The following is a 19591-nucleotide window of genomic DNA, read 5'->3' on the forward strand; positions in this document are numbered from 1 at the left end:
GGCTCAGGCATGCAGGCCGGCCCAGCCGAGCAGGCCGACATAGATGCCGACGGCGATGATCAGCAGGCCGGAGAAGTAGGGCGCGCGCCGCGCCAGGCTGCTCAGCCAGGGCCAGCGGTTGCTGGCGTGGCGGCTGCCGATGGCGGCGAGCACGCCGACCGTGACCAGGGTCAGGGCCAGGCCGATGCTGAAACACAGTACCAGGACCGCGCCGAGCGTCACGGCCTTGACCTGCAGGCACAGCAGCAGGACGGTGATGGCGGCCGGGCAGGGGATCAGCCCGCCGGTGAGGCCGAACAGGATGACCTGGCCGGTGCTCACCCTGCGGTTGCCGAAGCGCTGGCGAATGTCGTTGGCGTGGGCAAGCTCGTGGGCGTCCTGGTAGCCGTCGGCGCTCAGCTCCAGGCCCGGCAGCGGGTCATGGCTGTGGTCATGCCCGGTTTCGTCGAAGCTCAGCTCGTAGTCATGGCTGTGCCCGCCATGCCCCAGGCTCAGGCGCACGCTGAACTGGTGCGGTTCGGCAATCTCGTCCAGCGATTGCAGGTGGCCGCCGTGTTCGGCGAAGTGGAAGGCCTGGGTCTGGCCGTCCGGGCGGGTGGTCAGCAGGCAGACTTCGCGGGCAGGCCAGGCCGAGCCGCCGAGCGTTTGCAGGCGCCAGCGCGGCGGGGCGCCGTCCTCGGCAATCGACAGCTCGATGTGGCCGTGCCCGGTATCGATGCGCCGGCTTTCGCCGTGGTGGTGATGCCCATGCCCATGCCCATGCGCGGCAGCGTCCTCCAGGTGCCAGAGCCGTTCGCCGCGCCAGGTGCGCCAGAGCATCCAGCTGGCGATGGCGATGATGGCGGCGGCGGATACCAGCTGGAAGTAGGGTTCGGTGGTCTCGGCGTCCAGGTTGCGCCCCAGGTACAGGCCGAGCATCGCCACCAGCCAGACCACGGCGGTATGCGACAGCGTTGCCGCCAGCCCGAGCAGCACGGCCTGCTTCACCGTGCCGCGGATGGCGACGATGAACGCCGCCATCATGGTCTTCGAGTGCCCGGGCTCCAGGCCGTGCAGCACGCCCAGGAGGATGGCGCTGGGCACATACAGCCAGGCCTGGGCGGTGCCCTGCTGCAACAGTTGGGCGAAATTCGACATGGGGACCTACAGGTATTTGCTGATTTGCTTGAATTCTTCCAGCGCCGCGTGATCGCCGCTGCCGAGGGCGGCCACGCTGTGTTCCAGGCAGTGGTCGATATGGTCCTGGATCAGGGTGCGCTTGGCCTGGCAGACGGCCTTTTCCACGGCATGCAGCTGCTGGGCGATATCCACGCAGGGGCGGTCGGCCTCGAGCATGCCGATGATGCTGCGCAGATGCCCTTCGGCACGCTTCAGGCGCTTGATGATGGCCGCATGGCTCTGGTGCAGGTGCGGTGCTGGCGGTATGTCCATCGAGGGCCCCGTGCTTTGCCTGGATCGTGGCGCAAGATTATCCCCCTGGGGGGGATGCAGGCAAGCGCAGGGCCGCACCCTATTAGAGAGAGTCAGTCGTCGCGGGTCAGCACTTCCAGCAGCTCGATCTCGAAGGTCAGGTCGGAATGCGGCTTTATCGGCGCGCCCATCTGCCGCTCGCCATGGGCGAGGTGGGCCGGCACCAGCAGCTTGCGCTTGCCGCCGACACGCATGCCCATCAGGCCCTGGTCCCAGCCCTTGATCACGCGGCCGGTGCCGATCACGCACTGGAAGGGCTTGCCGCGCTGGCAACTGCCACGGGGCAAGCGGCGGGGTGAGTGTTTGGCGATGGGGAAGACCGGCCGGCGGCGCGCGGGTAGCGCACCGCTGGCGAGGCCAGGGCGGGGGAGGAAGGCGCCGCCTCGTGAGCATTGCCCTGCCGCGGGCACCCCGGTACCTGACCAGTGACGTATGGGGAGTGTCGACGGCGCCGTCACGGTAAGAGCCGTGCGGGAGGTGGTCAATTAGGTTTGGCGAACTTTGGTTCGATAACCGGTCGCAGTTGGCAATTCGTCGGCAGGCGCCGGAGCCCGGCGGCTGGCGCAGGGGCGCCGCCAGTTGCGTAACCGGCTGTTCCAGCAGGGAGCCAGGCAATCTGTGTGCGCTTATCGAACACTCGGGCGCCGCCCGAATTGCGCCGGGCGCCGTCGATCTCTAGTGTCGGGCCCGGATTCCAGGGCCTGTGCTCGCTGTGCCGGTTGCTCGATCGTGTACCGGGGCTGCAACCGTTCATCCCCTGCCTGCCCGCCGGGGCTGGTGCCCGGCCTGGAATCGGTGACAATCTGACAAGAGGCTGCGACAAAACACCGCGCCGCCCCATAACAACAAACAGAGTGCCTTGCCCATGGACAGTTGCCTGCTGAGTGATGGCAGCCGTGTGTTCGAGCGTGCCGACCCCTACGCGGTGTCGAGCTACGTCAACCAGCACGTTGGTTGCCACGATATCCGCCTGCCCACCGTCGGGCGGCCGGAAGCGTCGCTCAATCACCGCAAGTTCGCCAGCCTGGACCTGTGCCGCATCAGCTATGGCGGCAGCGTGCGGGTCACCTCGCCGGCGCTGGAAACCATCTACCACCTGCAGGTCCTGCTGCGCGGCCACTGCCTGTGGCGCGGGCGTGGCGAGGAACACTATTTCAGCCCGGGCGAGCTGCTGCTGATCAACCCGGACGACCCGGTCGACCTGACCTATTCGGACGACTGCGAGAAATTCATCGTCAAGCTACCCGCCACCCTGCTCGACAAGACCTGCCGCGACAGTCAGTGGCTGCGCCCGGCCGAAGGCATCCGCTTCGCCCCGCGGCACAGCCTGCAGCAGCTGGACGGCTTCATCGGCCTGTTGCAGCTGGTGTGCGGCGAGGCCGAAAGCACGCAGACGGTGCCGCAGGTGCAGGAGCAGTACACCCGCATCATCGCCACCAAGCTGCTGGCGCTGCTCAGCAGCAACGTCAGCCGGGTGTTGCCGGGGCAGGGCGATGCCAGCTTCGAGCGCATCGTCCAGTTCATCGAGGACAACCTCAGGCAGGACATCAGCGTCGAGCAGCTGGCCCAGCTGGCCCACAGCAGCCCGCGTTCGCTCTACGCGCTGTTCGAGCGGCACACCGGCACCACGCCGAAGCACTTCATCCGCCAGAAGAAGCTGGAGCAGATCCGCGCCAGCCTGAGCGACCCGGCCTCGCGCGTGCGCAATGTCACCGAGGTGGCGCTGGACTACGGCTTCCTCCACCTCGGGCGCTTCTCCGAGAGCTACAAGAGCGCCTTCGGCGAGCTGCCGTCCGATACCCTGCGCCGGCGCGAGTCCTGAACTTATCTCCGTGCGCACCGGGGCCCTGTACGGGCTTTCTGGTGCGCACGGCGCACCCTGCGGCGATCCACACCTGCGCAACCCTCTCTAACCTGCCCATCCTGGGCCGGCCGGGCATTCCGTTAATCGTTGCAGGCCGCGTACTCATTGGCTTCTACGACTTTGGTCGCGCCGCGCCGGGTTTTGCAGAAAACGGATAAAGGTCCTGCACAAAGCGGATATTGCCCGTCAGTCCCAAGCCATAGCCTTCATACCGTTGACACAATAACAACGGAGCCATGGCGATGAACCTGGGACTCGACTACCTGAACGGCCTGCTGCAAGAAGACAAAGAACAGGGCATTTTCCGCTGCAAGCGGGAGATGTTCACCGACCCGCGCCTGTTCGACCTGGAGATGCAGCACATCTTCGAAGGCAACTGGCTGTACCTGGCCCACGAAAGCCAGATCCCGCAGAACAACGACTACTACACCACCCACATGGGGCGCCAGCCGATCTTCATCGCGCGCAACAAGGAGGGTGAGCTCAACGCCTTTATCAACGCCTGCAGCCACCGCGGCGCCATGCTCTGCCGCTTCAAGAGCGGCAACAAGGCCACCTACACCTGCCCGTTCCATGGCTGGACCTTCAACAACAACGGCAAGCTGCTCAAGGTCAAAGACCCCAAGGAAGCCGGCTACCCGGACAGCTTCGACTGCGATGGCTCCCATGACCTGAAGAAGGTCGCGCGTTTCGAGTCCTACCGCGGCTTCCTGTTTGGCAGCCTGCGCGAGGACGTGGCGCCACTGGAAGAGTTCCTCGGCGAGTCGAAGAAGATCATCGACATGATCTGCGACCAGTCCAGCGAAGGCCTGGAAGTGCTGCGCGGTTCCAGCACCTATGTGTATGAGGGCAACTGGAAACTGCAGGCCGAGAACGGCGCCGACGGCTACCACGTCACCGCCGTGCACTGGAACTACGCCGCCACCCAGCAGCAGCGCAAGCTGAAAGAGGCGGGCGACGACATCCGCGCCATGAGCGCCGGCGGCTGGGGCAAGAAGGGCGGCGGTTTCTACTCCTTCGAGAACGGCCACCTGCTGCTCTGGACCCGCTGGGACAACCCGGAGGACCGCCCGCTGTTCGCCGACCGCGAGCGCCTGGCCGCCGAGTTCGGCGAGGCTCGCGCCGACTGGATGATCGGCCATTCGCGCAACCTCTGCCTGTACCCCAACCTGTACCTGATGGACCAGTTCGGCTCGCAGCTGCGCGTGGCCCGGCCGCTGTCGGTGGACAAGACCGAAGTGACCATCTACTGCATCGCGCCCAAGGGCGAGTGCGCCGAGGCCCGCTCCCGCCGCATCCGCCAGTACGAAGACTTCTTCAACGTCTCCGGCATGGCCACCCCCGATGACCTGGAAGAGTTCCGCGCCTGCCAGCAGGGTTTTGCCGGCCGTGCCATGGAATGGAACGACATGTCCCGCGGGGCCAAGCACTGGGTCGACGGCGCCGACGAGTCGGCCCAGGAAATCGACCTGCACCCGCTGATGAGCGGCGTGCGCACCGAAGACGAAGGCCTGTTCGTGCTGCAGCACCACTACTGGCAGCAGCAGATGATCGAGGCGCTGCAGAAGCAGCAGGACCAGCTGATCCATGTGGAGGGCGCGTAAATGAGCCTGACTTACGAAGCCGTGCGCGATTTCCTCTACCGCGAGGCGCGCTACCTGGACGACAAGCAGTGGGACGAGTGGCTGGAGCTGTATGCCCCGGACGCCGAGTTCTGGATGCCGGCCTGGGACGACAAGGACGAGCTGGTGGAAAACCCGCAGACCGAGATCTCGCTGATCTGGTACGGCAACCGCAGCGGCCTGGAAGACCGGGTGTTCCGCATCCGCACCGAGCGCTCCAGTGCGACCATTCCGGACACCCGCACTTCGCACAACATCAACAACATCGAGATCGTTGAGCAGGCAGAGGGTCTGTGCCGGGTTCGCTTTAACTGGCACACCCTGAGCTTTCGCTACAAGACCGTCGACCACTTCTACGGCACCAGCTTCTACACCCTCGATACGCGTGGCGAGAACCCGCTGATCAAGGCCAAGAAGGTGGTCCTGAAGAACGACTACGTGCGCCAGGTCATCGACGTTTACCACATTTAAGTCCGATGCAGCGTTGCCGGCGGGAGCCCTGGGCTCCCGTCACGGGTTGCTGCATGCCAAAACTGCCTAGCGAGGTGCGCCATGAGCCACAAGATCGCCCTTAATTTCGAAGACGGGGTTACCCGCTTCATCGATGCCAAGGTCGGCGAAACCGTCGCCGATGCCGCCTACCGCCAGGGCATCAACATCCCGCTGGATTGCCGCGACGGCGCCTGCGGTGCCTGCAAGTGCTTCGCCGAAGGCGGCCGCTACGACCTCGGTGACGACTATATCGAGGACGCTTTGAGCGCAGACGAAGCCGAGCAGGGCTATGTGCTGACCTGCCAGATGCGCGCCGAGAGCGATTGCGTGATCCGTGTGCCGGCTTCCAGTGACCTGTGCAAGACCCAGCAGGCCAGCTTCGAGGCGGCCATCAGCGCGGTGCGCCAGCTCTCCGACAGCACCATCGCCCTGTCGATCAAGGGCGAGGCGCTCAACCAGCTGGCCTTCCTGCCGGGCCAGTACGTCAACCTCAAGGTGCCGGGCAGCGAGCAGACCCGCGCCTACTCGTTCAGCAGCCTGCCCAAGGACGGCGAAGTCAGCTTCCTGATCCGCAACGTGCCGGGCGGGCTGATGAGCAGCTTCCTCACCGGCCTGGCCAAGGCCGGCGACAGCATGACCCTGGCCGGCCCGCTGGGCAGCTTCTACCTGCGCGAGATCAAGCGGCCGTTGCTGCTGCTGGCCGGCGGCACCGGCCTGGCGCCCTTCACCGCGATGCTGGAGAAGATCGCCGAGCAGGGCAGCGCCCATCCCCTGCACCTGATCTACGGGGTGACCAACGACTTCGACCTGGTCGAGATGGACAAGCTGGAAGCCCTGGCCGCGCGCATCCCCAACTTCAGCTACAGCGCCTGTGTGGCCAACCCGGACAGCCAGTACCCGCACAAGGGTTACGTGACCCAGCACATCGAACCCAAGCACCTCAACGACGGCGAAGTGGACATCTACCTGTGCGGCCCGCCACCGATGGTCGAGGCCGTCAGCCGGTTCATCCGCGAGCAGGGCATCGCCCCGGCCAATTTCTACTACGAGAAGTTCGCCGCCAGCGCTTGAGGCACGCAGCCCGGTGCTTTTGTAGGAGCGGCTTCAGCCGCGAACCATTGTGCAAGAGCTTCGCGGCTGAAGCCGCTCCTACGAGTCGAGATTGAGGTGCAACAGATGAACAAGCGTTTCCAAGACAAGGTCGCCGTGGTTACCGGCGCCGCCCAGGGCATCGGTCGCCGGGTCGCCGAGCGGATGCTGGAGGAGGGCGCACAGGTGGTGGCGGTGGACCGCTCCGAGCTGGTCTTTGAGCTCAATGAGCAACTGGGCGGCAACGTGCTGTGCCTGACCGCCGACCTGGAACAGGCCGGCGACTGCCAGGGCGTGATGCAGGCCGCCGTGGCGCGCTTCGGCCGCCTGGACATCCTGATCAACAACGTCGGCGGCACCATCTGGGCCAAGCCGTTCGAGCACTACGAAACGGCGCAGATCGAGGCCGAGGTGCGCCGCTCGCTGTTCCCCACTTTGTGGTGCTGCCACGCCGCGCTGCCGCACATGCTGGAGCAGGGTCATGGCGCCATCGTCAACGTCTCCTCCATCGCCACCCGCGGGGTCAATCGCGTGCCTTACGGCGCGGCCAAGGGCGGCGTCAACGCGCTGACCGCCTGCCTGGCGTTCGAGACCGCCGAGCGCGGCATCCGCGTCAACGCCACCGCTCCCGGCGGCACCGAGGCGCCGCCGCGGCGCATCCCGCGCAACAGCGCCGCGCCGAGCGAGCAGGAACAGGCCTGGTACCAGCAGATAGTCGACCAGACCTTGGACAGCAGCCTGATGAAGCGCTACGGCACGATCGACGAACAGGTCGGCGCCATCCTCTTCCTGGCTTCCGACGAGGCCTCCTATATCACCGGCGTGACCCTGCCGGTGGGCGGTGGCGATCTGGGCTGAGCACGATCCCTGTAGGAGCCAGCTTGCTGGCGATCCGCCGGAGCATCGCCAGCAAGCTGGCTCCTACAAAAGCACCACACGAGTTTTCCACTACAAAAACAACAGAGAGAACCTTGCCATGCGACAGATAGACGTCCACCAAGTCATCGACAACGCGCGTTTCACGCGCTTCCACTGGATGGTCATGTGCCTCTGCGCACTGCTGCTGATCTTCGACGGCTACGACCTGTTCATCTACGGCGTGGTCCTGCCGGTGCTGATGAAGGAGTGGGGCATGACCCCGCTGCAGGCCGGCGCCCTGGGCAGCTATGCGCTGTTCGGCATGATGTTCGGCGCCCTGTGCTTCGGCACCCTGGCCGACAAGATCGGGCGCAAGAAGGGCATCGCCATCTGCTTCGCCCTGTTCTCCGGCGCCACCATCGTCAACGGCTTCGCCAGCAACCCCACCGAGTTCGGCATCTGCCGTTTCCTCGCCGGCCTCGGCTGCGGCGGCCTGATGCCCAATGCCGTGGCGCTGATGAACGAGTACGCGCCGAAGAAACTGCGCAGCACCCTGGTGGCCATCATGTTCAGCGGCTACTCGGTGGGCGGCATGCTCTCGGCCGGCGTCGGCATCTACATGCTGCCGCGCTTCGGCTGGGAGTCGATGTTCTTCGCCGCCGCCGTGCCGCTGCTGCTGTTGCCGCTGATCCTCTGGCTGCTGCCGGAATCGGTCGGCTTCCTGGTGCGCCAGGGCCGGCTGGTACAGGCCCGCGCCATCCTCAATCGAGTGGATGGCGAGCGGGCGATCGGCGCCGATGACCAGCTGCTGCTGAGCGACACCAAGGGCAAGGGCGTGGCCGTGTTCGAGCTGTTCCGCGACGGCCGCGCGCTGCGCACCCTGTGCCTGTGGCTGGCGTTCTTCTGCTGCCTGCTGATGGTCTACGCGCTGAGTTCCTGGCTGCCCAAGCTGATGGCCAACGCCGGCTACAGCCTGGGTTCCAGCCTGTCGTTCCTGCTGGCCCTGAACTTCGGCGGCATGGCCGGCGCCATCCTCGGCGGCTGGCTGGGCGACCGCTTCAACCTGAGCAAGGTGATGGTCGGCTTCTTCGTCGCCGCCGCCCTGTCGATCAGCCTGCTCGGCTTCAAGAGCCCGACGCCGCTGCTGTACGGCCTGATCTTCATCGCCGGCGCCACCACCATCGGCACGCAGATCCTGCTGTACGCCGGGGCCGCGCAGTTCTACGGCCTGTCGATCCGCTCCACGGGCCTCGGTTGGGCCTCGGGCATCGGCCGCAACGGCGCCATCGTCGGGCCGCTGCTGGGCGGTGCGCTGATGGGCATCAACCTGCCGCTGCAACTGAACTTCATGGCCTTTGCCATCCCCGGCGCCATCGCCGCCATCGCCATGTGCGTGTTCGCCATCAGCGCCAAGCGCCGGCAGAGCCCGGCCGCCGAGCTGGCCGGCGCCAAGGCCTGAGCCTTAACCCTCTAACTGGAAGCGTGAAATGAGCCAAGTCCTGATCGAAAGCGTGTCGGCGGTGATCGTCGACCTGCCGACCATCCGCCCGCACAAGCTGGCGATGCATACGATGCAGCAGCAGACCCTGGTGGTGATCCGCGTGCGCTGCAGCGACGGCCTCGAAGGCATCGGCGAGTCGACCACCATCGGTGGCCTGGCCTATGGCAACGAGAGCCCGGAGAGCATCAAGCGGAACATCGACAGCCACCTGGGCCCGCTGCTGGTCGGTCAGGGCGCGGCCAATATCAATGCCGCCATGCTGCGCCTGGACAAGGCGGCCAAGGGCAACACCTTCGCCAAGTCCGGCCTGGAAAGCGCGCTGCTCGACGCCCAGGGCAAGCGCCTGGGCCTGCCCGTCAGCGAGCTGCTCGGCGGCCGCGTACGCGACAGCCTGGAAGTGGCCTGGACCCTGGCCTCAGGCGACACCGCCGAGGACATCGCCGAGGCCGAGCAGATGCTCGATATCCGCCGGCATCGCATCTTCAAGCTGAAGATCGGCGCCAACCCGGTGAGCCAGGATCTCCAGCACGTCATTGCCATCAAGCAAGCCCTGGGCGAGCGCGCCAGCGTGCGCGTCGACGTCAACCAGGGCTGGGACGAGTCCCAGGCCATCCGCGCCTGCCAGGTGCTGGGCGACAACGGCATCGACCTGATCGAGCAGCCCATTTCGCGGATCAACCGGGCCGGGCAGGTGCGCCTGAATCAGCGCAGCCCGGCGCCGATCATGGCCGACGAATCGATCGAGAGCGTCGAGGACGCCTTCAGCCTGGCCGCCGATGGGGCGGCCAGCATCTTCGCCCTGAAGATCGCCAAGAACGGTGGCCCGCGCGCCGTGCTGCGCACCGCGCAGATCGCCGAAGCGGCCGGTATCGCCCTGTACGGCGGGACCATGCTCGAAGGCGCCATCGGCACCCTGGCCTCGGCCCATGCCTTCGTCACCCTGCGCCAGCTGACCTGGGGCACCGAACTGTTCGGCCCGCTGCTGCTGACCGAAGAAATCGTCAGCGAGGCGCCGGTCTACCGCGACTTCGCCCTGCAGGTGCCGCGCACCCCCGGCCTCGGCCTGACCCTGGACGAAGAGCGCCTGGCGTTCTTCGCCCGCAAGTGAAACGGAGGAAATTCCCATGCTGTTCCACGTAAAGATGACCGTCCGCCTGCCGGCCGACATGGACCCGGCCCAGGCCGCCCGGCTCAAGGCCGATGAGAAGGAACTGGCCCAAAGCCTGATGCGCGAAGGCAAGTGGCGCCACCTGTGGCGCATCGCCGGGCACTACGCCAACTACAGCGTATTCGACGTGGCCAGCGTCGAGGCCCTGCACGACACCCTGCTGCAGCTGCCGCTGTTCCCCTACATGGATATCGAAATCGACGGCATCTGCCGCCATCCCTCGTCGATTCACAGCGACGACCGCTAAGCCCCGACAACAACAAGCGAGGAAACCATCATGACCGTCAAAGTCAGCCACACTGCCGAAGTCCAGGACCTGTTCAAGGAGGCCAGCGGCCTCAACAACGACCAGGGCAGCCCACGGGTCAAGCAGATCATGCTGCGCATCATCAACGACGCGGCGAAGATCATCGAAGACCTGGAAATCAGCGACGACGAGTTCTGGAAGACCGTCGACTACCTCAACCGCCTGGGCGGGCGCAATGAAGTCGGCCTGCTGGTGGCCGGCCTGGGTCTGGAGCACTTCCTCGACCTGCTGCAGGACGCCAAGGACGCCCAGGTCGGCCTCGTCGGCGGCACCCCACGCACCATCGAAGGCCCGCTGTACGTGGCCGGCGCTCCGCTGGTTGAAGGCGAGGCGCGGATGGACGATGGCACTGAGCTGGACCAGGCCACCGTGATGTTCCTCGAAGGCGTGGTGCGCGACACCGACGGCCAGCCGGTCGCTGGCGCCGTAGTCGACCTGTGGCATGCCAACACCCAGGGCAACTACTCCTACTTCGACAAGAGCCAGAGCGCCTACAACCTGCGCCGGCGCATCGTCACCGACGCCGAGGGCCGCTACCGCGCCCGCAGCATCGTGCCCTGCGGCTACGGCTGCGCCCCGGACGGCCCGACCCAGGAATGCCTGGACCTGCTCGGCCGCCACGGCCAGCGCCCGGCGCATATCCACTTCTTCATCTCCTCGCCGGGCCATCGCCACCTGACCACCCAGATCAACCTGGCCGGCGAGCAGTACCTGTGGGACGACTTCGCCTACGCCACCCGCGACGGCCTGGTCGGCGACATCCAGTTCGTCGAGGACGCCGCCGCGGCCCGCGACCGGGGCCTCGAAGGCAGCCGCTTCGCCACCCTGGAATTCAACTTCCAGCTGCAGAAGGCCCCGGCTCCGGCCGCCGAGCAGCGCAGCGCCCGTCCGCGCGCCCTGCAGCAGGCCTGAGCGCACCCGGGCTGGGTTACCGCTCTTGTAGGGTGCGCCGTGCGCACCAGGCCCCGCGCACGGGGTTGGTGGTGCGCGCGGCGCACCCTACGGAGCCATTACAACAAGAGTGTTCCATAAGGAACGCCATGCCTACCTTGCGAGGCCCCATGCACGCCTTGTTCCGCGATTTCTCCCTGTCGGCGCTGGTCGCCGGCTTTATCGCCACGGTCATCTCCTACGCGGGGCCGCTGGTGATCATCTTCCAGGCCGCCGACAGCGCCGGCCTGTCCCATGCCGTGGTGGCCTCCTGGGTGTGGGCCATCTCCATCGGCAGCGCCGTGCTCGGCATCGTCCTCAGCCTGCGCTACCGGGTGCCCATCGTCATCGCCTGGTCGGCGCCGGGTTCGGCGCTGCTGGTGTCCTTGCTGCCGCAGGTCAGCCTGAACCAGGCGGTCGGCGCCTATCTGGTGAGCAACCTGATCATCCTCTTGGTCGGCCTGTCCGGCACCTTCGACCGCATCATTGGCAAGCTGCCCGGCGCCATTGCCGCGGCCATGCTCGCCGGCATCCTGTTCAGCTTCGGCGCCCGGCTGTTCCTCTCCGTCGACGAGCAGCCCGGCCTGGTCCTGGCGATGTTCGCCACCTACCTGCTGGTCAAGCGCCTGGCGCCGCGCTATGCGGTGATGGCCGTGCTGCTGGTCGGCACCCTGATCGCCCTGGCCAGCGGCCAGCTGCGCCAGGAGGCGCTGGTGTTCGAACTGGCCACGCCGCTGTGGATCAGCCCCGAGTTCAGCCTGGCGGCGACCCTCAACATCGCCCTGCCGCTGGTGCTGGTGGCGCTCACCGGGCAGTTCGTGCCGGGCATGGCGGTGCTGCGCGCCGCCGGCTACCAAACCCCGGCCAGCCCGATCATCACCGGCAGCGCCCTGGGCAGCCTGCTGCTGGCGCCGTTCGCCTGCCATGGGCTGAATCTGGCGGCGATCACCGCGGCCATCTGCACCAGCCGCGAGGCCCATGAACAGGCGGACAAGCGTTATGTCTCGGCGGTGGTCGGCGGCGCGGTGTACCTGCTGTTCGGCCTGTTCGGCGCCACCCTGGTGTCGCTGTTCGCCGCCTTTCCCCAGGCGCTGATCGCCGCCCTGGCCGGCCTCGCGCTATTCGGCGCGATAGGTAACGCGCTGGCGGGTGCCATGGGCCAGCCGGATGACCGCGAGGCGGCGCTGATCACCTTCCTGGTCAGCGCCTCGGGTATGAGTTTGCTCGGCCTGTCCGCGGCCTTCTGGGGCCTGCTGTTCGGCATCGCCGCGCACCTGCTGCTGAGCTGGCGAACACGCCCGGCGCCGGCCGCCGCCACGCCACTGGTCGAGCCCGCCGCGCCGGCCCGCCAGCCCTGAATCGGCCGCCTGCGCGGGTGCGCAGGCGGCGCTCCATCCCGCCCGATCTTGCGATGCCGGGTCCCGTCAGGGGCCGGGGCGGGTTTCTGCAACCTGGTAATAACAACAAGAGCACTTGCATGAACAACATCCACAAACGCCACTCCAGCCTTCTGTGCACGGCCATTGCCGCGGCGATCCCCGGCCTGGCCAGCGCCGCAGAAGGCGGTTTCATCGACGGCAGCAGCGCGACCCTGAACGCCCGCAACTACTACTTCAGCCGCGACTTCTCCGACATAGTCGGGCCGAACCAGCAGTCCCGGGCAGAGGAGTGGGCCCAGGGTTTCATTCTCAACATCAAGTCCGGCTATACCGAGGGCCCGCTGGGTTTCGGCGTGGACGCCATCGGCCTGCTCGGCATCAAGCTCGACAGCGGCCGCGGGCGGGTCAACAGCGGCCTGCTGCCGGTGCAGGACGACGGCGAGGCGGCCGACGACTACAGCCGCCTGGGCGTGACCGGCAAGGTGCGCCTGTCCAAGACCGAGCTGAAGGTCGGCGAGCTGCAGCCGAACCAGCCGGTGCTGGCGTTTTCCGATATCCGCCTGCTGCCGCCGAGCTACCAGGGGGTGAATCTCAGCTCCAGCGAGATCGCCGGGTTGACCCTGCAGGCCGGCCACCTCAACTCCACCAGCCTGCGCAACGAGGCCGGCGACGACCAGATGATCGCCATGCTCGGCCACCTGCCGCAGCGCGGCGCGGTCAGCGAGGCCTTCAACTATGCCGGCGGCGACTACGCCTTCAATGCCGCGCGCAGCACCGCCAGCGCCTGGTACGGCCAGCTGGAGGACATCTACAACCAGCGCTTCCTCGGCCTCAAGCACAGCCAGCCGCTGGGCGCCTGGACCCTCGGCGCCAACCTCGGCTACTACGACGCCCAGGAGGACGGCGACCGCCTGCTCGGCGACATCGACAACCAGGCGTTCTTCTCCCTGCTGTCGGCCAAGCACGGCGGCCACACCTTCTACCTGGGCTACCAGGCCATGTACGGCGACAGCGCCTTCCCGCGGGTGTTCGCCAACATCGCGCCGCTGGGCAATGAGGTGCCGACCTACGAGTTCGCCTCGGCCGACGAGCGTTCCTGGCAGGTGCGCTACGACTACGACTTCGGCGCCCTCGGCGTGCCGGGGCTGATCGCCGGGGTGCGCTACATTGAGGGCGACAACGTCGACACCGGCCGCGGCTTCGAGGGTGAGGACTTCGAGCGCGACCTGGATATCGGCTACGTGGTGCAGAGCGGCGCGCTGAAGGGCCTCGGCGTGCGCGTACGCAACGTCACCGCGCGCTCCAACTACCGCAGCGACATCGACGAGAACCGGCTGATCTTCAACTACACCTGGAACCTGCTGTAAGCGCCTGATTGGCACACCCTGCAAGGACGTAGGTTGGTGTTGAGCGCAGCGAAGCCCAACGGGCCCCACGGCATGCCCGTTGGGTTTCGTCGCGTTGCTCCTCAACCCAACCTGCACCTGGTTGCCCTTGCAACATGCAATGGGCTCATCGCCTTTCAATTCAAGGAGTGATTATGTTGCGTTATTCCCACGCGCCCTGGTGGCAGGGCCTGGCCGCGCTGTGCGTGCTGGGCGCCCTGTGGCCGGGCGCATTTGCCGTCTGGGCGCTCGGCGCCGCGCTGCTGTGCGGCCTGCTGGCGGCCATCGCCTATGCCAGGCGCGGGCCGTTGCCCGCGCCGCAGACCTTCTATGTCGAGGTGCCGGTGCCCGTGCCGGCAGCGCCCAGCGCCGAGCCGCCGGCTGCGCCGCTGCTGCCGGACCTGGGCCAGCCGCTGGGCGAGTTGCTCGACAGCATCCAGCGCAGCGAGGCGGACATGCAGTACGCCACCGAACTGGCCCGCGCCGGCGGCGAGAAGGTGCAGGCCAGCGCGACCAGCATCCAGGCCGCGGCGGCTGCCATCGAGCAGCTCAGCGGCTACATGGGCGAGGTGGAGCAGCTGTTCAACGAGCTGGGCGCGCAGTCCACGCGCATCGCCGCGCTGGTCGGCGGCATCCAGGACATCGCCCGGCAGACCAACCTGCTGGCGCTCAATGCCGCCATCGAGGCGGCGCGGGCCGGCGAGCAGGGCCGCGGCTTTGCCGTGGTCGCCGACGAGGTGCGCCACCTGGCCACCCGCGCCAACGACTCCAGCGAGCAGATCCGCCAGATCGCCGGCAGCCTGCAGCGTTCGGCCGATGAGGCGCGGCTCGGCATGCAGCAGGCCGCCGACTCCACCCGCAACGGCCTGGGCACCACCGGCGCGGCCCTGCAGGCCATGGCCGAGATGCGCGCCGGCGCCCAGGCGCGCCAGGAGATCGTGCTGCGCATCGTCGCCCAGCTGGCCGGCCAGCGCGAACGCACCCTGCACCTGCAGGCGCTGTGCGCGGCGGCCGACGCTCCCGGCTGAACGGGGCCTGGCGCCGCGCGGGGTGGGCGCCCACTGCCTGCGCGCCGGGCCAGGGATGCTGGACTACTGTTAGGGAGAACCGACACCACTCCCTGCCTCGATCCAGCCCCGGCGGATGCGCGATGAGCGAAGCTGACCTCGATACCACCCTGGCCACCGATTTCGCCCGGGCCCTGCATGACGTCGATGGCGAACGCTGGTTTCGCCAGATGGCCGATGGCCTGCCGCTGATCGTGTGGACCGCCCGGGCCGATGGCGTGGTCGACTATTTCAACCGGCGCTGGTGGGACTACATCGGCTCCAGGCCCGCCACGCCGAGCGAAACCGGCTGGCAGGAAATGCTCCACCCGGACGATCTGCAGCCCACCCTGGCGCGCTGGCGGCAGGCCCTGGCCAGTGGCGAGGCTTATGCCATGGAGTACCGCTTCCTGCGGCCCGCCGACCAGACCTACCGCTGGCACCTGGGGCGTGCCGAACCGCTGCGCGGGGCCGGCGGGCAGATCGTCAAATGGCTGGGCACCTGTACCGATATCGACGACCAGAAGCGCGCCGCCGAGGCCCTGGTCCAGGTCCAGGAGCGCCTGCAGGAACAGGTGCACGAGCGCACCCAGCTGATCGAGCGGGTCAACACCCACCTGCTGGCCGAGGTGCAGAAGGGCGAGTACCTGCTGCGCCAGTTGCAGTCGCACAGCGACAACCTAGCGCGGATCATCGCCACCCAGGCCCGCCTGGCCCAGGCCGAGCTGGATCTCGATCCGTTCCTCGAGCTGATGGTGCAGCAGATGCAGGCGCTGACCCCGGCCTCGGGCGTCGTGGTGGAGCTGGTCGAGGGCGAGGAGATGGTCTATCGCGCGGCCTGTGGCAGCGTGGCGCCTTTCGTCGGCCTGCGCCTGGCGCTGGGCAACAGCCTGTCCGGGCTGTGCGTGCGTTCGGCCTCGGTGCTGATGTCGCCGGATACCGAGGAGGATCCGCGGGTCGACCGCGAGGCCTGCCGGCGGATCGGCGTGGCCTCGATGGTGGTGGCGCCCCTGCTGCTGGCCGGCAAGGCGGTGGGCGTGCTGAAGATCATGGCGCAGCAGGCCAATGCCTTCAGCGCCACCGATGTGCAGACCCTGCAGCTGATGGCCGGCCTGCTCGGCTCGGAGCTGGGCCATCAGGTCGATTTCGAGAACAACCAGCGCCTGCTGGCCGAGCGCACCGCGGAGGTGGCCAAGCGCATGGCCTCCGAGGCGGTGCTGCGCGCCAACATGGAGCGCACCCAGCGCATCATCGAGAGCTCCCACGAGGCCTTCGTCTGCGTCGACCGGCAGGGCGTGGTGTGCGACTGGAACTCCGAGGCGAGCCGGATCTTCGGCTGGACGCGTGGCGAGGTGATCGGCCGCCCGCTGACCTCGCTGATCATCCCCGAGCGCCTGCGTGACGCCCATCACCAGGGCATGGCGCGCTTTCTCGAGACCGGCCAGGGCCCGGTGATCAACCAGCGCGTCGAGTTGCCGGCCCTGCGCAAGGATGGCAGCGAACTGATCGTGGAAATCACCATCAGCACCAGTGGCAGCGGTGCGCAGCGCGAGTTCAGCGCCTTCATGCGCGACGTCACCGAACGCAAGCGCACCGAGCAGGAGGTGCTGCTCAATCAGCAGCTGCTGCGCTCGGTCACCGATGCGATTCCGGCCGTGGTGGCCTTCATCGACACGCGGGAGGTGCTGCGCTACTGCAACAAGCCGTTCCTGCAGACCTTCGGCAAGATCGAGGCGCAGTGCCTCGGGCATACCCTGCTCGAACTGCTCGGGGCGCAGGAGTACGGCTTCATCCAGCCCCATGTGCAGCGGGCCCTGGCGGGCCAGCAGACCTCCTTCGAGCGGGCGCTCAAGGTGCAGGACAACGAGCGCTACCTGGAGGCGCGCTACGTGCCGGAGCGGGATGTCGGCGGTGAGGTGCGCGGCTTCTACCTGATTCTCTGGGACATCACCGAACGCTGGGCGCTGGAGCAGCAGTTCCGCCTGCGCGCCCTGCGCGACAGCCTGACCGGGCTGCTCAACCGGCCGGCCCTGATGGAGGCGCTGGAGCACGCGCTCGCCGAGCACGGCCCCGGCAGCCTTGGCCTGGCCTTGCTGTACCTGGACGTCGACCACTTCAAGGAGATCAACGACAGCCTGGGCCATGCGGTGGGCGACGAGGTGCTGCAGGTCTTCGCCGCACGCCTGGAGCGCCACGTGCGCGCCAGCGACGCGGTGGCCCGCCTGGGCGGCGACGAGTTCGTCATCCTGCTGCAGCACCTGCCGTCGGTCGGGCATGCCTGCGAGGTGGCGGCCAAGATCATCGATGCCATGGCCGAGCCGCTGCACATCCGCCAGCACCAGCTGCAGGTTTCCACCAGCATCGGCGTGGCCATGCTCGACGGGCAGACGCCCTGTGTGCAGTCCTTGCTGGAGAAGGCCGACCAGGCGCTGTACCAGGCCAAGCAGGCGGGGCGCAGTTGCTTTGTCCTGGCGCCCTGAGAACCTGTTTACGATCTGCTGCGCGTCGGCCATACCGCGTTAAAACTGGCCTCAGGATGCTCATTTACAGCTCGTAAACTCCGCTCCCTCGGCCAGTTTCGCCTTGTCTGGCTCTAGCTCGCGAGATCGTAAACAGGTTCTGAGCGGGGGGCTTTCCCTGCGCGGGCCAAGCGCTTAAGGTGCGCCGATTGTTGGCTGGGGACGACCGATGGCGCGTTGGGACATTTTCTGCACCGTGGTGGACAACTACGGCGATATCGGGGTGACCTGGCGCCTGGCGCGCCAGCTGGTGGCCGAGCAGGGCGCGGCCGTGCGCCTGTGGGTCGACGACCTGGCGGCGCTGCAGCGCCTGTGCCCGCAGGCCGATCCGGCGGCGGCGCAGCAGCTCATCGCGGGCGTCACGGTCTGCCACTGGCCGGCCGACTGGGCGGCAGTGGAGCCCGCCGACGTGGTGATCGAGGCCTTCGCCTGCCACCTGCCGGCGGCCTTTGCCGCGGCGATGGCGGCGCGCCCGCGCCAGCCGCTGTGGCTGAACCTGGAATACCTGAGCGCCGAGGCCTGGGTCGGCGGCTGCCACGGCCTGCCGTCGCCGCAGCCGGGCGGCCTGCAGAAGTTCTTCTTCTTCCCCGGCTTTCGCGCCGACACCGGCGGGCTGCTGCGCGAAGGCGACCTGCTGGCCCGGCGCCAGACCTTCCAGGCCGATCCGCAAGCGCGCCAGGCCTTTCTCGCCGGCCTGGGCGTGCCACCGCTGCCCGGGGCCCGGCTGATCTCGCTGTTCGCCTACGAGAATCCGGGCCTGGGCGAATGGCTGGACGTGCTGGCCGCCGGCGCCCGGCCGACCCAGTTGCTGGTGCCGCAAGGGCGCATCCTCGGCGATCTGCAGCGCTGGCTGGGCGAGGGCGAGCTGCTCCCCGGCCACAGCTGGCAGCGCGGCAATCTGCGCATCCAGCTGCTGCCGTTCCTCCGTCAGGAGGATTACGACCTGCTGCTGTGGGCCTGCGACTTCAACGCGGTGCGCGGCGAGGATTCCTTCGTGCGCGCCCAGTGGGCCGCGCGGCCGCTGCTCTGGCACATCTACGAGCAGGACGAGCAGGCGCACTGGGACAAGCTCGAAGCCTTCCTGGCGCTGTACCTGGCCGAGCTGTCGCCGGCCGCGGCGAGCGCCGTGGCCGGTTTGTGGCGGGCGTGGAACGCCGGGCAGGGCATGGGCGAGAGCTGGCTGGCGCTGGAACAGGTCTGGCCAGAAGTGGCCGAACAGGCCGAGCGCTGGGCCGCGCAGCAAGCCTCTCGTCCTGATCTTGCCGCGGCGCTGGCAGAGTTTTACCGAAATTGGCTATCATGCGCGGCTTAGAAATTCGTACCTCCATCAAAATCCGGATATTCGTATGAAAACCGCACAAGAAATGAAACCCAACAGTGTGGCCCTGATCGACGGTCAACCTTGGCTGATCCAGAAAGCCGAGTTCACCAAGTCCGGTCGTAACAGCGCCATCGTCAAAATGAAGCTGAAGAACCTGATCAACGGCTCCAAGACCGAGACCGTTTACAAGGCCGACGACAAGATGGAGCCGGTTATCCTTGAGCGCAAGGAAGTGACCCTGTCCTACATCAGCGGCACCGACTACGTGTTCATGGACCCGGAGTTCAACTCCTACGAACTGCGCGAAGAAGACCTGGAAAGCGTTCTGCCGTTCATCGAAGAAGGCATGACCGACGTCTGCGAAGCCGTGTTCTTCGAAGGCAAGGTGATCTCCGTCGACCTGCCGACCACCATCGTGCGCCAGATCGCCTACACCGAAGGCTCCGCCCGTGGCGACACCTCCGGCAAAGTCATGAAGCCGGCCAAGCTGAGCAACGGTACCGAAGTCAAGGTTGCAGACTTCTGCAACATCGACGACTGGATCGAGATCGACACCCGCGACGGTTCCTACAAGGGCCGCACCCAGGCGCCGCAGGCCTAAGCCTTCCGCCTGTACCGCGTGTGACAAAGAGCCCGGCCA

General features: G+C 67.2%; 17 protein-coding genes and 1 pseudogene. 15 read left to right on the forward strand and 3 right to left on the reverse strand.

Features of this window, described 5'->3' with window-relative positions; all coding sequences use genetic code 11:
- Nucleotides 1-3: 3 nt before the first annotated feature.
- From F3I16_RS08895 to F3I16_RS08905, 3 genes and pseudogenes are all read right to left on the reverse strand, one after another.
- Nucleotides 4-1137: a nickel/cobalt efflux transporter gene (locus F3I16_RS08895; RefSeq protein ID WP_160493345.1), complete on the reverse strand. Its 1134-nt coding sequence runs from the start codon at nucleotides 1135-1137 to the stop codon at nucleotides 4-6.
- A 6-nt stretch (nucleotides 1138-1143) separates the two neighbouring features.
- Nucleotides 1144-1431, reverse strand: a complete 288-nt coding sequence (locus F3I16_RS08900) for a metal-sensing transcriptional repressor (RefSeq protein WP_160493346.1) — start codon at nucleotides 1429-1431, stop codon at nucleotides 1144-1146.
- A 92-nt stretch (nucleotides 1432-1523) separates the two neighbouring features.
- Nucleotides 1524-1745: pseudogene (locus F3I16_RS08905) on the reverse strand (FKBP-type peptidyl-prolyl cis-trans isomerase); the annotation flags it as partial.
- A 590-nt stretch (nucleotides 1746-2335) separates the two neighbouring features.
- On the opposite strand from F3I16_RS08905, the gene F3I16_RS08910 reads away from it, so the two are divergent.
- The 15 genes from F3I16_RS08910 to F3I16_RS08980 all read left to right on the forward strand — a co-directional run bounded on the left by F3I16_RS08910 (nucleotide 2336) and on the right by F3I16_RS08980 (nucleotide 19552).
- Entirely contained in the window at nucleotides 2336-3292 is a 957-nt protein-coding gene (locus tag F3I16_RS08910; RefSeq protein ID WP_160493347.1) for an AraC family transcriptional regulator, read from the forward strand.
- Between the two features lie 284 nt (nucleotides 3293-3576).
- Nucleotides 3577-4938, forward strand: a complete 1362-nt coding sequence (gene benA, locus F3I16_RS08915) for a benzoate 1,2-dioxygenase large subunit (protein ID WP_160493348.1) — start codon at nucleotides 3577-3579, stop codon at nucleotides 4936-4938.
- Nucleotides 4939-5427, forward strand: a complete 489-nt coding sequence (benB, locus tag F3I16_RS08920) for a benzoate 1,2-dioxygenase small subunit (RefSeq protein WP_160493349.1) — start codon at nucleotides 4939-4941, stop codon at nucleotides 5425-5427. It begins immediately after the preceding gene.
- 81 nt (nucleotides 5428-5508) lie between these two features.
- Entirely contained in the window at nucleotides 5509-6519 is a 1011-nt protein-coding gene (gene benC, locus F3I16_RS08925) for a benzoate 1,2-dioxygenase electron transfer component BenC (RefSeq protein ID WP_160493350.1), read from the forward strand.
- Nucleotides 6520-6624: 105 nt separating this feature from the next.
- The gene (locus F3I16_RS08930; protein ID WP_160493351.1) at nucleotides 6625-7395 is read left to right on the forward strand and encodes a 1,6-dihydroxycyclohexa-2,4-diene-1-carboxylate dehydrogenase; all 771 of its coding nucleotides are present in this window, start codon (nucleotides 6625-6627) and stop codon (nucleotides 7393-7395) included.
- Between the two features lie 118 nt (nucleotides 7396-7513).
- Nucleotides 7514-8854 carry an MFS transporter gene (locus F3I16_RS08935; protein ID WP_160493352.1) on the forward strand — a complete coding sequence of 447 codons (1341 nt, stop codon included), beginning with the start codon at nucleotides 7514-7516 and terminating at the stop codon, nucleotides 8852-8854.
- A gap of 28 nt (nucleotides 8855-8882) precedes the next feature.
- Nucleotides 8883-10004, forward strand: coding sequence for a muconate cycloisomerase family protein (locus tag F3I16_RS08940; protein ID WP_160493353.1), 1122 nt, complete (start codon nucleotides 8883-8885; stop codon nucleotides 10002-10004).
- 16 nt (nucleotides 10005-10020) lie between these two features.
- A complete protein-coding gene (catC, locus tag F3I16_RS08945) occupies nucleotides 10021-10311 on the forward strand; it encodes a muconolactone Delta-isomerase (RefSeq protein WP_160493354.1) in 291 nt (96 codons plus the stop codon).
- Between the two features lie 30 nt (nucleotides 10312-10341).
- A complete protein-coding gene (catA, locus tag F3I16_RS08950) occupies nucleotides 10342-11283 on the forward strand; it encodes a catechol 1,2-dioxygenase (protein WP_160493355.1) in 942 nt (313 codons plus the stop codon).
- Nucleotides 11284-11432: 149 nt separating this feature from the next.
- Nucleotides 11433-12659 (forward strand): benzoate/H(+) symporter BenE family transporter, encoded by a 1227-nt coding sequence (locus tag F3I16_RS08955; RefSeq protein ID WP_160493356.1) that lies wholly within the window; start codon nucleotides 11433-11435, stop codon nucleotides 12657-12659.
- A 119-nt stretch (nucleotides 12660-12778) separates the two neighbouring features.
- Nucleotides 12779-14047 (forward strand): OprD family porin, encoded by a 1269-nt coding sequence (locus tag F3I16_RS08960; protein ID WP_160493357.1) that lies wholly within the window; start codon nucleotides 12779-12781, stop codon nucleotides 14045-14047.
- A 578-nt stretch (nucleotides 14048-14625) separates the two neighbouring features.
- Nucleotides 14626-15093 (forward strand): methyl-accepting chemotaxis protein, encoded by a 468-nt coding sequence (locus F3I16_RS21355; protein WP_372238582.1) that lies wholly within the window; start codon nucleotides 14626-14628, stop codon nucleotides 15091-15093.
- Between the two features lie 122 nt (nucleotides 15094-15215).
- A complete protein-coding gene (locus F3I16_RS08970) occupies nucleotides 15216-17591 on the forward strand; it encodes a PAS domain S-box protein (RefSeq protein WP_160493359.1) in 2376 nt (791 codons plus the stop codon).
- A gap of 208 nt (nucleotides 17592-17799) precedes the next feature.
- Entirely contained in the window at nucleotides 17800-18942 is a 1143-nt protein-coding gene (gene earP, locus F3I16_RS08975; RefSeq protein WP_160493360.1) for an elongation factor P maturation arginine rhamnosyltransferase EarP, read from the forward strand.
- A 34-nt stretch (nucleotides 18943-18976) separates the two neighbouring features.
- Nucleotides 18977-19552 (forward strand): elongation factor P, encoded by a 576-nt coding sequence (locus F3I16_RS08980; protein ID WP_160079282.1) that lies wholly within the window; start codon nucleotides 18977-18979, stop codon nucleotides 19550-19552.
- The last annotated feature ends 39 nt before the right edge of the window (nucleotides 19553-19591 follow it).

Origin of the sequence: Pseudomonas sp. L-22-4S-12 (genome assembly GCF_009799935.1) — a bacterium.
GTDB lineage: Bacteria > Pseudomonadota > Gammaproteobacteria > Pseudomonadales > Pseudomonadaceae > Aquipseudomonas.

Coding starts and splice junctions, on each gene's coding strand:
- F3I16_RS08940 (WP_160493353.1), top strand. CDS start 8,883: ATGAGCCAAGTCCTGATCGAAAGCGTGTCGGCGGTGATCGTCGACCTG.
- earP (WP_160493360.1), top strand. CDS start 17,800: ATGGCGCGTTGGGACATTTTCTGCACCGTGGTGGACAACTACGGCGAT.
- F3I16_RS08955 (WP_160493356.1), top strand. CDS start 11,433: ATGCACGCCTTGTTCCGCGATTTCTCCCTGTCGGCGCTGGTCGCCGGC.
- F3I16_RS08910 (WP_160493347.1), top strand. CDS start 2,336: ATGGACAGTTGCCTGCTGAGTGATGGCAGCCGTGTGTTCGAGCGTGCC.
- catA (WP_160493355.1), top strand. CDS start 10,342: ATGACCGTCAAAGTCAGCCACACTGCCGAAGTCCAGGACCTGTTCAAG.
- F3I16_RS08895 (WP_160493345.1), bottom strand. CDS start 1,137: ATGTCGAATTTCGCCCAACTGTTGCAGCAGGGCACCGCCCAGGCCTGG.
- F3I16_RS08930 (WP_160493351.1), top strand. CDS start 6,625: ATGAACAAGCGTTTCCAAGACAAGGTCGCCGTGGTTACCGGCGCCGCC.
- benA (WP_160493348.1), top strand. CDS start 3,577: ATGAACCTGGGACTCGACTACCTGAACGGCCTGCTGCAAGAAGACAAA.
- F3I16_RS21355 (WP_372238582.1), top strand. CDS start 14,626: ATGGGCGAGGTGGAGCAGCTGTTCAACGAGCTGGGCGCGCAGTCCACG.
- benC (WP_160493350.1), top strand. CDS start 5,509: ATGAGCCACAAGATCGCCCTTAATTTCGAAGACGGGGTTACCCGCTTC.
- F3I16_RS08980 (WP_160079282.1), top strand. CDS start 18,977: ATGAAAACCGCACAAGAAATGAAACCCAACAGTGTGGCCCTGATCGAC.
- F3I16_RS08960 (WP_160493357.1), top strand. CDS start 12,779: ATGAACAACATCCACAAACGCCACTCCAGCCTTCTGTGCACGGCCATT.
- F3I16_RS08900 (WP_160493346.1), bottom strand. CDS start 1,431: ATGGACATACCGCCAGCACCGCACCTGCACCAGAGCCATGCGGCCATC.
- benB (WP_160493349.1), top strand. CDS start 4,939: ATGAGCCTGACTTACGAAGCCGTGCGCGATTTCCTCTACCGCGAGGCG.
- catC (WP_160493354.1), top strand. CDS start 10,021: ATGCTGTTCCACGTAAAGATGACCGTCCGCCTGCCGGCCGACATGGAC.
- F3I16_RS08970 (WP_160493359.1), top strand. CDS start 15,216: ATGAGCGAAGCTGACCTCGATACCACCCTGGCCACCGATTTCGCCCGG.
- F3I16_RS08935 (WP_160493352.1), top strand. CDS start 7,514: ATGCGACAGATAGACGTCCACCAAGTCATCGACAACGCGCGTTTCACG.